Genomic DNA, 13,292 nt, shown 5'->3' on the forward strand with positions numbered 1-13,292 from the left:
GTAACAACCTCCGAACGGGGGTGAACGGGCGCTGTCATGGGAAAACGCCCGAGGACAACCCGGGCGACCTGGGGAAACCGTCCGGGCTGACCAAAGTATTCACACATTTAAGATCGTAAGCAAGACATGCGTTTGCCCGGATTCGCACCGCCACCACGTGTAACGCCCAGGCAACAACATCGTCACCAGGTGTCAGACGCGACGCCGGCCTGCTCAGGCGCGACGGCGGGCGCCAGGTCCGGGGCGGGGCAGGATGTCCCGCGGCTCGGTCACGTCGTGCCCCCCGGCGCAGCGCAGCGCCACCCGCACCTCGCCGCCGCAGTCGCGGTGCGTCACGCTCAGCGGCGGACCCTGCGGGTCGGCCAGGTACCGGTCGCCCCACCCGAGCACCGCCACCAGCACCGGCCACAGGTCCAGCCCCATCTCGGTGAGTCGATACTCGTGCCGCGGCCGGCTGCCCGGCTCACGGTACGGCTCCCGACGCAGCACCCCGCGCTCCACCAGCATCGACAGCCGGTTGGTCAGCACCTGACGCGGAACGCCGGTGCGTACCCGCATGTCGTCGAAGCGGCGTACGCCGTTGAAGACCTCGCGGAGCACGACCACGGTCCACCGCTCGCCGAGGATCTCCATGGCGCGCGCGATGGTGCAGTTCTCCACCGACCAGTCCAGTGCCGCGGGTCTCATGTCGACCAGGCTAGGTCTGATTGACAGACTCAGCAACGCGCTGCGAGGCTGGGTCCATGACCCAGACGCAGGAGCGCAGCCGCACGTTCACCTGGTCCGACCCGGTCGCCGGGGCCGCCCACCTCGGCCGGCGCAGCGGCCTCGACCTGCTGCGCGCGATGATCGCCGGCGAGCTGGCCGCGCCGCCGGTCATGCACCTGATCGACATGGCGCGGATGACGGCCGACGAGGGCCGCGTGGTCGTCGAGCTGGTGCCGCAGGAGTTCCACTACAACCCGCTCGGCACGGTGCACGGCGGCGTCCTCTCCACCCTGCTGGACACCGCCGCCGGCTGCGCCGTGCACACGACGCTGCCGGTCGGCGTCGGCTACACCTCGCTCGACCTGAACGTGAAGTTCCTCCGCCCGGTCACCGTGGCCAGCGGCAGGCTGCGCTGCGAGGGCACCGTGCTCCAGCGGGGCCGCCGCACCGCGCTGGCCGAGGCCCGCCTGACCGACCCGGCCGACCGCCTGGTCGCCCACGCCACCTCCACCTGCCTCCTCTTCCCCCTCGACCCGCCCGCCTGACTCCCCACCCCCGCCGCACCCCCACCTGCGCCCCGCCGCCCCGCACCCCCGACCCGCCCCGCACCCCCGACCCGCGCCGCCGCACCCCGCCCCGCCCCGCAGTTTCACGGAAAGAGTGGCTATCCGGCCGCAAATAGCCACTCTTTCCGTGAATCAGCGTGGGTGGGCGGTGGGCGGTGGGCGGTGGGCGGTAGGCGGTGAGGGGTGAGGGGTGAGGGGTGAGGGGTGCCCCGGGGAGAAGGGAGGGAGGGGCGGGGGTCAGCGGGTCGCGGTCAGGCGGGCGGCGCGGGCGGCGCGGCGTTCCTCGAAGCGGGCCGCCTGGGTCTCCAGCAGGTCGAGTTGGGCGGCGATCTGCTCGCGGGCGGCCTCGCCGTCGCCGTTCAGACCGGTCACCTCGAACAGGTCCCACTGGCGCAGCACCGGCACCACCACCTCGTCGCGGTGCTGGCGCAGGTCGTAGATGCCGGCCAGCGCGATCGCCACCGACTTGCGCGCGAAACCGTCGATGCCCACCCCCGGCATCTGGAAGTCGGCGAGCACGTCGGCGACCGCCCGCATGGCCTGACTCGGTGCCAGCTCGAAGGACGCGGCGAGCAGGTTGCGGTAGAAGACCATGTGCAGGTTCTCGTCCGCCGCCACCCGGGCCAGCAGCGCCTCGCAGACCGGGTCGCCGGTGGCCCGGCCGGTGTTGCGGTGCGAGATGCGGGTGGCCAGTTCCTGGAACGACACGTACGCCAGCGAGTGCAGCACCTCGTCGTCGTGGACGTTGCGGTAGCCGGCGGACATGTGCACCATCCGGGCCCGCTCCAGCGCCACCGGGTCGACCGCCCGGCTCACCGTGAGGTAGTCGCGGATCGCGGTGCCGTGCCGCCCCTCCTCCGCGGTCCACCGGTGCACCCAGGTGCCCCACGCGCCGTCCCGCCCGAACAGGCTGGCGATCTCGTGGTGGTAGGAGGGCAGGTTGTCCTCGGTGAGCAGGTTGACGATCAGCGCGGTGCGGGCCGCCTCGGGCAGCGTCGAGTCGGCCTCCGACCACGCCTCGCCGCCGAGCGGGCCGTCGAACGTGCGTCCGTCGCTCCACGGCACGTACTCGTGCGGGAACCATTCCTTGGCCAGCGACAGGTGCCGGTCGAGGTTCTTCTCCACGACCGGTTCGAGTTCGGTGAGCAGAGCGGTCTGGCTGAGCACGGTCACGACGTTCTCCCTACGGTGGCGTAACTTACGCCACCGTAGGTCGAATCGTCGTCAGACGCCAGCGCCACCGACCAGCGGCTTCAGGTCCGCCCGGGGCGGGGTCCACTCGCCCGCCGCGGCGGGCACCTGCGCGCCGGACCGGATGTCCTTCACCTCGTCGCCGTCCGCGCCGGGGAACCAGACGTACGGGATGCCCCGCCGTTCGGCGTACCGGATCTGCTTGCCGAACTTCGCCGCGGACGGCGACACCTCGGTCGGGACGCCCCGGGAGCGCAGCGCCGCCGCGACCGCGTCGCTGGCCGCCCGGTCCTCCTCGGCGGCGACCGCGACCAGCACGCACGTCGGCACGGACCGGGACGCGGTCAACGCCTCGGCGCCGAAGAGCAGGCCGAGCAGCCGGGTCACGCCGATCGAGATGCCCACCCCGGGGAACCGGACGTTGCCGGCGCTGGCCAGGTTGTCGTACCGGCCACCGGAGCAGATCGAGCCGAACCGTTCGTACCCGATCATCTGCGTCTCGTAGACGGTGCCGGTGTAGTAGTCGAGCCCCCGGGCGATGCGCAGGTCGGCGACGCAGAGGCCGGGTGCGTGCGCGGCGGCGGTCTCCACCACGGCGGTCAGCTCCGCGATGCCCTCGTCGAGCAGCGGGTCGTCGACGCCGAGGGCCCGCACCGCGTCGGCGAACGAGGCATCCGGCGCGGAGATCTCGGCCAGCGCGAGGCACGCCTTGGCCTGGGCGTCGCTCGCCCCGGCGGTCTCGGCCAGCAGCGCCGCCACCTTCGCCGGGCCGATCTTGTCGAGCTTGTCGACCGCGCGCAGCGCCGCCTCCGGGTCGGTCAGCCCGACGCCGCGGTAGAAGCCCTCGCAGATCTTGCGGTTGTTGACCTGGATGCGGACCGGCGGGATGGGCAGCGACCGCAGCGCGTCGCCGATGACCAGCGGCATCTCGGCCTCGTAGTGCGCCGGCAGCGTGTCCCGGTCGACGATGTCGATGTCGGCCTGGAGGAACTCCCGGTAGCGGCCCTCCTGCGGGCGCTCGCCCCGCCACACCTTCTGGATCTGGTAGCGGCGGAACGGGAAGGCCAGCTTGCCGGCGTTCTCCAGCACGTAGCGGGCGAACGGCACGGTCAGGTCGAAGTGCAGCCCGAGCGCGTCGTCGCCGGCCGGCCCGTCGGCGTCGGCCTGCAACCGGCGCAGCAGGTAGACCTCCTTCGAGGTCTCCCCCTTGCGCAGCAACTGGTCGAGCGGCTCGACCGAGCGGGTCTCCAGCGGCGCGAAGCCGTACAGCTCGAACGTGGCGCGGATCCGGTCCAGCACGAACTGCTCGACCATCCGCTGCGCCGGCGTCCACTCGGGGAAGCCGGAGATGGGCGTGGGCTTGCTCATGGCGTACTCCTTGCGAAACCCGCGCCGGGCGCGGGCGAGGGTCTAGAGGCCTCGGGTGGGCGCGGCCGGGCGCGCGGGCCCGGACACCTCGACGAGGTACGGGTTGCTCGCGCGCTCGCGGCCGATGGTGGTCGCGGGGCCGTGGCCGGGCAGGACGACGGTGTCGTCGGCCAGCGGGAGGACCTTCTCCCGGAGGCTGGCCAGCATGCGGGGCATGCTGCCGCCCGGCAGGTCGGTGCGGCCGATCGAGCCGGCGAAGAGCACGTCACCGGAGAGGCAGATCTCGTCGGCCTCCCAGGGCGAGCCGGCGCCGGGCATCCGGAACAGCACCGACCCGCCGGTATGGCCGGGGGCGTGGTCGACGGTGATCTCCAGCCCGGCCAACGCCAGCGTCGCGCCGTCGGTCAGCTCGGCCACGTCGTCCGGCTCGGCGTACGGCAGCCGCCCGCCGAAGAGCGCGGTGAGGTCCATGGACAGCGCCTTGGACGGGTCGGCCAGCAACTCGCGGTCCTCGGGGTGGACGTAGGCGGCGATGCCGCGCGCCCCGCAGACCGGCGCCACCGAGAAGGTGTGGTCGAGGTGGCCGTGGGTGAGCAGCACGGCGGCCGGGTGCAGGCGGTGCTCCGCGAGCACGGCGTCGAGCCGGTCGATCACCCCGATGCCGGGATCGACCACCACGCACTGCTCCCCCGGCGCGGTCGCCACCACGTAGCAGTTGGTGCCGAAGGCGTCCGCGGGAAAGCCGGCCACGAGCACGTCCGTCCCCTCTCCGTCCGGTCGTCGTCCTCGCCCAGCAGCCTAGTCGTACCGACGAGCGGGTTTCGCCCGCCACCGTGCCCGGACGCCCCACCGGCCCCAGTGACAACGCCCGATAAGGCGAGGCCGGACCTCGTACACCACTTTCCCAGTCGGTAGCCGTACACTCTGGCGGGCGTGTGGCGTGGCGCACCCCGACCGAACACGGCGGGCGACGCCCGGACGCCGGCGACGATCAGGCAGAGGAAGGGGAGCACCTGTGGCTTCCAGCAGGGACCGGCAGCGCAAGATGGCGCGGGCCAAGCTCGACCGGCAACTCGCCCGGCGGGCCGCGGCCGCGAAGCGCCGCCGGCAGATCCAGGCCGGCGTGGGCGCCGCGGTGGTGCTCGCGCTGATCGTGGCCGGCTCGGCCTGGGCGCTCGGCGCGTTCGACTCGGAGCCCAAGAAGCAGGCCGCCGAGGACACGTGCCTCTGGACCCCGCAGGACGGCGCCGCGAACGCCAACCTCAAGGACGTCGGCACGCCGGCCACCCGGGACCTGCCCACCTCGGGCACGCGACCGATGACGGTGACCACCAACCAGGGCGGGCCGATCACCGTCGACCTGGACCTGGCCGCCGCGCCCTGCGGCAGCGCGAGCCTCGCCCACCTGGCGAGCCGGAAGTTCTACGACACCACCAAGTGCCACGAGATCACCACCGAGGGCGCGCTGCGCTGCGGTGACCCGAGCGGCACCGGGATCGGCGGACCGACCTACTCGTTCTACGACGAGAACGTCCCCACCGCGCCCGAGCCGAGCCCGTCGGCCTCGCCCGCGCCGGGTCAGCCCCCGACCTATCCGAAGGGCACCGTCGCCCTGGTCGGCAACCCGCCGGGTACCAACGGCAGCCAGTTCCTGATCTTCTTCAAGGACTTCAGCCCGGCCAAGCCGGCCTACAGCGTCGTCGGCAAGGTCACCGGCGGGCTCGACGTGGTGGAGAAGATCGGCACGCTCCCGACCGTGGACAATGGCAGCGGGGCGAAGGTCAAGCCGAAGACGGACGTGGTGATCCAGAGCCTCACCGTCGGCGAGCCGAACGCCGCGCCGGCGAGCAGCCCCAGCGCCGGTTGATCCACCTCGGGTCGGCCCTGACCCACCCTTGACGCGACGGCGCGCGACGCCGTCCCCCGATACACAGCAGGTGAGGAGTGACCGTGACGTCCACGAGAGACCGCCAGCGGGCGGCGGCGCGGGCCCGGCTCGAGCGGGAGATGGCCGAGCGGGCCGGAAAGGCCCGCAAGCGCCGGCAGACGCAGGCGATCGCCGGCGCCGCGGCCGTGCTGGTGCTCGTGGTGGCCGGCACCGTCTGGCTCGCCACGTCGCTGGGCGGCGACGACGACGACAAGGAGCAGGCCGGCACCGCGGCCGGCTTCGCCCAGTGCACCTACAACGAGGTGCCCAAGGAGGGCCGGCCGGCGCAGATCAAGGACGTCGGGCTGCCGCCGGGACAGCAGGCGAACAAGGGCAGCCAGACGATGACGATCGACACCAACCTGGGGCCGATCACCGCCCGGCTGGACCGCAGCGCGGTGCCGTGCACCGCCGGCAGCTTCACGCACCTGGCCAGCAAGGGCTTCTTCGACAACACCAAGTGCCACCGCCTGGTCACCGAGGGCATCAAGGTGCTCCAGTGCGGTGACCCGAGCGCGACCGGGAAGGGCTGGCGGGACACCGACGGCACCGGTGGGCCGAGCTACAACCTGGCCGAGGAGAACCTGCCCACCAACAAGCGTCCGCCGTACCCGGAGGGCGTCATCGCGATGGCCAACTCCGGCCAGCCGGGCAGCACCGGCAGCCAGTTCTTCATCGTGTACGGCGACTCCCCGCTCGACCCGAACTACACGGTGCTGGGCACCGTCACCGGCGGGATGGACGTGGTGAAGCAGGTCGCCGCGGCCGGCGACGACGGCGCGTTCGCGAAGCAGGCCGGCGGCGGTCACCCGAAGAAGGAGATCGTCATGACCAAGGTGAGCCTGAGCGACATCCAGGGCTGACCCGCGTCACCGAAAACGCCCGCCGGCTCGACCGGCGGGCGTTTTCCGTGCGTATGTGCTCAGGCCCCGGACGTGACCCGGTACGCGTCGAAGACGCCGTCGACCTTGCGCACCGCGGCCAGCAGGTGCCCGAGGTGCTTCGGGTCGGCCATCTCGAAGCTGAACCGGCTGACCGCCACCCGGTCCCGGGTGGTGGTGACCGTCGCGGAGAGGATGTTCACCCGCTCCTCGGAGAGCACCCGGGTGACGTCGGCGAGCAGCTTGTGCCGATCCAGCGCCTCCACCTGGATGGCGACCAGGAACGTGGACGCCGAGGTCAGCTTCCAGCTCACCTCGACCACCCGTTCGGGCTGGGCCCGCAGGTCCTCGGCGTTGGCGCAGTCGTCGCGGTGCACGCTGACCCCGCCGGAGCGGGTGACGAAGCCGAAAACCGAGTCCGGTGGCACCGGTGTGCAGCAGCGGGCCAGCTTGATCCAGACGTCGCTGACGCCCCGGACCACCACGCCCGGGTCGGCGCTGCTCTGCCGGCTGCGCGGCGGCCGGGTGGCGACGGCGGTCTCGGCGATGTCCTCCGCCGCGCCCTCCTCGCCGCCGTAGGACGCCATCAGCTTCTGCACCACGGACTGCGCGGAAACCTGGCTGTCGCCGACCGCGGCGTAGAGCGAGGCGACGTCCGCGAGGTGCAGGTCCCGGGCGATCGCCATCAGCGCGTCCGAGGTGAGCATCCGCTGCAACGGCATGCCCTGCTTGCGCATCGCCTTGACGATCGCGTCCTTGCCGGCCTCGATCGCCTCCTCGCGCCGTTCCTTGTTGAAGTACTGGCGGATCTTCGTGCGGGCGCGCGGGCTCTTGACGAAGCCGAGCCAGTCCTGCGTCGGGCCGGCCGTGTCGGACTTCGACGTGAAGATCTCGATCACGTCGCCGTTGGAGAGCGTCGACTCCAGCGGCACCAGCTTGCCGTTGACCCGTGCCCCGATGCACTTGTGCCCGACCTCGGTGTGCACCGCGTACGCGAAGTCGACAGGCGTCGACCCGGTGGGCAGCGGGATGACGTCGCCCTTCGGCGTGAAGACGTACACCTCCTGGCTGGACAGGTCGAACCGCAGCGCGTCCAGGAACTCGCTCGGGTCGGCCGCCTCGCGTTGCCAGTCCAGCAGTTGCCGCAGCCAGGTCATCTCGTCGATGTGCGCCGGCGGGCCGACCACCTGGGTGCCCTTGTGCTCCTTGTACTTCCAGTGCGCGGCGATGCCGAACTCGGCGGTGCGGTGCATCGCGTAGGTGCGGATCTGCATCTCCACCGGCTTGCCGGTGGGCCCGATGACAGTCGTGTGCAACGACTGGTACATGTTGAACTTGGGCATGGCGATGTAGTCCTTGAACCGGCCCGGCACCGGCTGCCAGTTGGCGTGGATGACCCCCAGCGCCGCGTAGCAGTCGCGCACCGTGTCGACCAGGATCCGCACCCCGACCAGGTCGTAGATGTCGTTGAAGTCGCGCCCCCGCACGATCATCTTCTGGTAGATCGAGTAGAGGTGCTTCGGCCGCCCGGTGGTCTCCGCCTTGATCTTGGCGGCCTTCAGGTCGGTCTGCACCTTCTGCGTCACCTGGCGCAGCAGCGCCTCACGCTGCGGCTGGTGCTCGCCGATCAGCCGGTTGATCTCCTCGAACCGCTTCGGGAACAGCGTGCCGAAGGCCAGATCCTCCAGCTCCCACTTGATGGTGTTCATGCCGAGGCGGTGCGCCAGCGGGGCGAGGATCTCCAGCGTCTCCTTGGCCTTCTGCTCCTGCTTGGGCCGGGGCAGGAAGGTCAGCGTCCGCATGTTGTGCAGCCGGTCGGCCAGCTTGATCACCAGGACCCGGGGGTCCTTGGCCATGGCCACCACCATCTTGCGGATGGTCTCCGCCTTGGCCGCGTCACCCAGCTTGACCTTGTCGAGCTTGGTGACGCCGTCGACCAGCAGCGCGACCTCGCCGCCGAAGTCGGCGCGCATCTGGTCGAGGGTGTACTCGGTGTCCTCGATCGTGTCGTGCAGCAGCGCCGCCACCAGCGTGGTGGTGTCCATGCCCAGGTTGCCCAGGATGGTCGCCACCGCGAGCGGGTGCGTGATGTACGGATCGCCGGACTTGCGGTACTGCCCCGAGTGCCAGCGGGCGGCGGTGTCGAAGGCGCGCTGCAACAGCCGCGCGTCGGCCTTGGGGTGGTTCACCCGGTGGCTCGCGATCAGCGGCTCCAGCACCTCGCTGACCTGCGAGGTCTGCCAGGGCGCGTTGAACCGCGCCAGTCGGGCGCGGACCCGCCGGCCGGTCGGCGCGTTGGAGAGCGCGAAGCCGCCGCTGGACGTGGGGTCACCGGGGCCGTCGGTCGGGAACGGCACCACGACCCCGCCGTCGTCGGCCGTCGCGTCCGGCGTGCCGTCGGTCGCCCCGACCGGTGGGTTGCCGTCGCGCTCGGTCACCGAGCCGTCCGCGTCGCCTGTCGGGTGCACCGTGCCCTCCACCGGAGGGACGACATCGTGGGACACCGGCCTCCTCACCGTTCGCCGGGATGCGCCGGCCGTCCGGCCGACGTCTGATCCAACCGACCCGGGGGCCGGTGTTGTTCCGCGCCGGTCACCGGGGCTGGGCTCCGCCGCCTGCGGACGGTCACCCGCCCGGTCAGGCAAAGGGCAATGCTACCCGTAGGCAGGGTGCGCCGCCGCTCCCCCGGACGGTCGGTGCCGGCGAGCTACGCGGGACGACCAGGGTCAAACGGTCAGCAGGGCATGGACCGGGCGCGGCGCGAGCCGCTCCCGACCCTTCAGGAAGCCCAGTTCCAGCAGGATCGTGAAGCCGGAGACCGTGCCGCCGGCCCGCTCCACCAGGTCGAGCGTGGCCTCGGCGGTGCCGCCGGTGGCCAGCACGTCGTCCAGCACCAGCACCCGGTGGCCGGCGGTGAACGCGTCCTGGTGCACCTCCAGCGTCGCCTCGCCGTACTCCAGCGCGTAGGAGGCCGAGTGGGTCGCGCGGGGCAGCTTGCCGGCCTTGCGTACCGGCACCACGCCCACCCCGGTGGCGTACGCGACGGCGGCGGCCAGCACGAACCCGCGCGCCTCGATGCCGGCGACCACGTCGAAGGACTCCGGACCGTGGTACGCGATGATCCCGTCGATCACCTCGCGGAACGCCACGCCGTCGGCGAAGAGCGGCATCAGATCCTTGAACATGACCCCCGGCTTGGGGAAGTCCGGCACGTCCAGCAGCCGGCTGGCGACCAGCCGGGCGACCTCCGGGCCGCTGTCTCCCCGTACCTCGGTGGTGTGCGTCTCCGTCACGGTGCGTCCCATGTCCTCTCGAAACGACGACGGCGTCCGTCATGTCGTGGTAACAGCATGACGGACGCCGTCCGGTCGATTCCCCTTCGGGCCTGCGGTCAGCGGCGCTTCGCGCCGCCCGGCCGGTTACCCCCGCCGCCGCTGGGCCGACCGCCCCGGGCGCCGCTGGGGCGCTTCCCGGCCGGCCGGGAGCCGACCTTCGGGGCGGCGCCGGCCAGCGCCGCGTCCGCCTCGATCGGCTGGTCGCCGGTCGGCGCGGGGCGCGACGCGCCCTTCGGGGTGATCTCGCCCCGGGCGACGGCTGCCCGGCGGGCGAGCACCCGCTTGTTGTGCGCGCTGATCCGCGGGTCCTGGTTCTTCAGCAGCACCAGCAGCGGGGTGGCCAGCAGGATCGAGGTGAGGAACGCCACCGCCATGCCGACGAAGAGCACCAGGCCCAGGTCCTTCAGGGTGCCGGCGCCGAGCAGGCCGGCGCCGATGAACAGCAGGCCGCCGACCGGGAGCAGCGCCACCACCGACGTGTTCAGCGAGCGCATGAGGCTCTGGTTGAGCGCCAGGTTCGACGCCTCGCCGTAGGTGAGGTTGTTGTTCGCGGTGATGCCCCGCGTGTTCTCCTGCACCTTGTCGAAGACCACCACCACGTCGTAGAGCGCGAAGCCCAGGATGGTGAGGAAGCCGATGATCGTCGACGGGGTGACCTCGAAGCCGACGAGCGAGTAGATGCCGGAGGTGAGGATCAGGTTGGTGAGCAGCGAGACGATCGCGGCGACCGCCATCCGCCACTCGAAGCGCAGCACCAGGTAGATCGACACCACGGCGAGGAAGATCAGCAGACCGAGGAACGCGCGGGAGGTGACCTGACTGCCCCAGGCCTCGGAGACCTGGCTGCCGCTGATCTGGTCGGGCTGGATGCCGAACTCCTGCGCCATCGCGGTCTTGGCCGCGTTGGCCTGCTCCTGGCTGAGCTGCCCGGTGCGCATCTCGTAGGTCTCGCCGCCGGCCCCGCCGACCTTCTGCGCGGTGACCACCTCGACGCCGGGTGCCTCCTTGGCCAGCACGTCGTCGATGGTGCGCTCGGCCTGGTCGAGCGTGCCGACGCTGGCCGGCACCTGGAACGAGTTGCCGCCGGCGAACTCGATGCCGAGCTTGAAGCCGTTGAACGCGAAGCTCAGCACCGCGATCAGCACCAGCGCGCCGGCCACGCCGAACCACAGCTTGCGCTTGCCGACGATGTTGAGATCGGCCTCGCCACGGTAGAGCCGGGCGGCCAGACCACTCTTAGCCATCTCAGGCCTCCTTGACGCGCGGGTTGCGGGCGGTGCCCGACTCGGCCGACCGGGCCGGCAGCGCCCGGCCCAGACCGCTGACCCGCGGGGACAGGAACGCCCGGGTACGGGCGAACATCGTCATGATCGGGTGACGGAAGAGGAACACGACGACCAGGTCGAGCACGGTCGCCAGGCCGAGCGCGAAGGCGAAGCCCTTCACCGCGCCGACCGACACGATGTAGAGCACCACGGCCGACATCAACGTGATGGCGTTCGCCGAGATGATCGTCCGGCGGGCCCGGATCCACGCGCGGGGCACCGCGCTGCGGGGGCTGCGGCCCTCGCGGATCTCGTCCTTGAGGCGTTCGAAGTAGATGACGAACGAGTCCGCCGCCACACCGAGCGAGACGATCATGCCGGCGATGCCGGCGAGCGTGAGCGTGAAGCCGATCGACCGGCCGAGCACCACCAGCGCGCCGAAGACCAGCAACGCGGAGAGCACCAGGCTGAGGAAGATGACCGAGCCGAGCAGCCGGTAGTAGAAGAACGAGTAGATGATGACCAGCAGCATGCCGATGCCGGCCGCCAGCAGACCGGCCTTGAGGTGGCTGTCGCCCAGCGTCGCGGTCACGTTCTGCTGTTCCTGCGGCTCGAACGTCAGCGGCAGCGCGCCGTAGCGGAGCTGGCTGGCCAGCGCGTTCGCGGACTTGTTGTCGAAGCTGCCGGTGATCTGCGAGTCACCGGTGAGCACGGCCTGAATCTCCGGCGAGGAGACGATCTCGTTGTCCAGCACCACGGCGACCCGGCACTTGCCGTCCTGGCCGAGCGCGGTCTGGTCGCAGGCCTGACCCTCGTTGGTGAACGACTCGCGGGTCAGCGCGGTCCACTTCTCCTGGCCCTTGCCGGTGAAGTTCAGGCTGACCACCCAGGCACTGGTCTGGTCGAGCTGGGCGGAGGCGTTCTTGACGTCGGTGCCCTCCACCTTGGCCACGTCGAGCAGGTACTTGGCGCCCGACTCGCACGCCACCGCCTTCTGCTTCGGGTCCTTGACCGAGCCGGCCGGCCGCTTGTCGAGCTGGGCACAGGTGATGGTGGGGACGTTGAACTGCATCTCCACCGGCAGCACCGCGATCTCCTGGGGGGAGAGCGTGCCGAACGGCTTGAGCTTGCCGGCCAGCGACGGATCGGCGGTGAGGTCGGCCGGGGCCTGGAGCCCGGAGGCGGCGGCCCAAGCGGGCGCGCCCACCTTCTGCTCGACGGCCTTGCGCTGCTGCTCGATGCTCTGCGGCACCGGCTCGGCGCTGGCGCTGGCGCTCGGCGCGGCGCTCGCCGGGGCCGACGGCGTCGGCGTCGCGCTGGCGCTCGGCGCGGGGGCCATGCCGCCCTGCCCGCCGGCGCTCGGCGACGCGGTGACCTTGGCACTCGCGCTCGGCTTGGGCGACGCGCTGCCGGACGGCTTCGGGGAGGCGCTGCCCGAGGGCTTGGCGCTGCCGGACGGGGCCACGGAGGCGCTGGGACTCGGCGCCGGCGCGGTCGCCGCACCGCTGCCGTCGGTGGCCTTGAGCACCTTGCGGAAGCGCAGCTCGGCTGCCTCACCGACGTCGGTGAGGCTGCGGTTCTGGCCGGGCAGGGAGATGACGATGTTCCGGTTGCCCTCGGTGACCACCTCCGCCTCGGCCACGCCGTAGGCGTTGACCCGACTCTCGATGATCTGCCGCGCCTCTTCGAGGTTCTCGGCGGTGGGCGGCTTGCCGTCCACGCTGTTGGTGGCCTCGAGCGTCAGCCGGGTGCCGCCGATGAGGTCCAGGCCGAGCCGGGGCTCCAGCCGGTCCTTCCAGCTACCGCTGGCGCCGCCCGAGAAGAACACCAAAAGATAGAGGACGACGAAGATGAACCCGAGCACGGCGAGTTGCCGTCCGGGGCGCATCTGTCCCTGAGGTGGTGCCACGGCTGTCCTGTCTCCCTGTACGGTCGCGCCGCTTCCACGGCGGCGACAACTGTCGGGCCGGGGGTGTCCGCCCGACTGCTCCGGCTGGCCGGCGTCGGCGCACGGCACGCCGACCCGGGCGTGACGCGGGGGCGTCGCGCGG

Annotated in this window: 11 protein-coding genes; 3 read left to right on the forward strand and 8 right to left on the reverse strand. The window is 71.6% G+C overall.

The window, feature by feature from the left end; all coding sequences use genetic code 11:
• Window positions 1-213 precede the first annotated feature (213 nt).
• A complete protein-coding gene (locus tag VKK44_RS17545) occupies window positions 214-687 on the reverse strand; it encodes a winged helix-turn-helix transcriptional regulator (RefSeq protein WP_343442175.1) in 474 nt (157 codons plus the stop codon).
• A gap of 56 nt (window positions 688-743) precedes the next feature.
• On the opposite strand from VKK44_RS17545, the gene VKK44_RS17550 reads away from it, so the two are divergent.
• Window positions 744-1,253, forward strand: a complete 510-nt coding sequence (locus VKK44_RS17550) for a PaaI family thioesterase (RefSeq protein WP_343442176.1) — start codon at window positions 744-746, stop codon at window positions 1,251-1,253.
• Between the two features lie 258 nt (window positions 1,254-1,511).
• Here the strand turns inward: VKK44_RS17550 and VKK44_RS17555 are convergent, their stop codons facing one another.
• The 3 genes from VKK44_RS17555 to VKK44_RS17565 are packed head-to-tail and all read right to left on the reverse strand — an operon-like array spanning window position 1,512 to window position 4,589.
• On the reverse strand, window positions 1,512-2,447 hold the full coding sequence (locus VKK44_RS17555; protein ID WP_343442177.1) for an acyl-ACP desaturase: 936 nt from the start codon (window positions 2,445-2,447) through the stop codon (window positions 1,512-1,514).
• Window positions 2,448-2,498: 51 nt separating this feature from the next.
• Window positions 2,499-3,833 (reverse strand): histidine--tRNA ligase, encoded by a 1,335-nt coding sequence (gene hisS, locus VKK44_RS17560; protein ID WP_343442178.1) that lies wholly within the window; start codon window positions 3,831-3,833, stop codon window positions 2,499-2,501.
• Window positions 3,834-3,875: 42 nt separating this feature from the next.
• Window positions 3,876-4,589 carry an MBL fold metallo-hydrolase gene (locus VKK44_RS17565; protein WP_343442180.1) on the reverse strand — a complete coding sequence of 238 codons (714 nt, stop codon included), beginning with the start codon at window positions 4,587-4,589 and terminating at the stop codon, window positions 3,876-3,878.
• Window positions 4,590-4,848: 259 nt separating this feature from the next.
• Between VKK44_RS17565 and VKK44_RS17570 the strand changes: the two genes are divergently transcribed.
• Both VKK44_RS17570 and VKK44_RS17575 read left to right on the forward strand, forming a co-directional pair.
• Window positions 4,849-5,700 carry a peptidylprolyl isomerase gene (locus VKK44_RS17570; protein WP_343442181.1) on the forward strand — a complete coding sequence of 284 codons (852 nt, stop codon included), beginning with the start codon at window positions 4,849-4,851 and terminating at the stop codon, window positions 5,698-5,700.
• Window positions 5,701-5,783: 83 nt separating this feature from the next.
• Entirely contained in the window at window positions 5,784-6,623 is an 840-nt protein-coding gene (locus tag VKK44_RS17575) for a peptidylprolyl isomerase (protein ID WP_343442182.1), read from the forward strand.
• 59 nt (window positions 6,624-6,682) lie between these two features.
• Here the strand turns inward: VKK44_RS17575 and VKK44_RS17580 are convergent, their stop codons facing one another.
• The 4 genes from VKK44_RS17580 to secD all read right to left on the reverse strand — a co-directional run bounded on the left by VKK44_RS17580 (window position 6,683) and on the right by secD (window position 13,150).
• Window positions 6,683-9,145: a RelA/SpoT family protein gene (locus tag VKK44_RS17580; protein ID WP_458351543.1), complete on the reverse strand. Its 2,463-nt coding sequence runs from the start codon at window positions 9,143-9,145 to the stop codon at window positions 6,683-6,685.
• 222 nt (window positions 9,146-9,367) lie between these two features.
• Window positions 9,368-9,934 carry an adenine phosphoribosyltransferase gene (locus VKK44_RS17585; RefSeq protein ID WP_343442183.1) on the reverse strand — a complete coding sequence of 189 codons (567 nt, stop codon included), beginning with the start codon at window positions 9,932-9,934 and terminating at the stop codon, window positions 9,368-9,370.
• A 98-nt stretch (window positions 9,935-10,032) separates the two neighbouring features.
• Window positions 10,033-11,220: a protein translocase subunit SecF gene (secF, locus tag VKK44_RS17590; RefSeq protein ID WP_343442184.1), complete on the reverse strand. Its 1,188-nt coding sequence runs from the start codon at window positions 11,218-11,220 to the stop codon at window positions 10,033-10,035.
• 1 nt (window position 11,221) lies between these two features.
• Complete coding sequence (gene secD, locus VKK44_RS17595) at window positions 11,222-13,150, reverse strand: protein translocase subunit SecD (RefSeq protein WP_343442185.1); 1,929 nt, start codon at window positions 13,148-13,150, stop codon at window positions 11,222-11,224.
• Window positions 13,151-13,292 lie beyond the last annotated feature (142 nt).

This window comes from Micromonospora sp. DSM 45708 (assembly GCF_039566955.1).
Taxonomy (GTDB): Bacteria; Actinomycetota; Actinomycetes; order Mycobacteriales; family Micromonosporaceae; genus Micromonospora.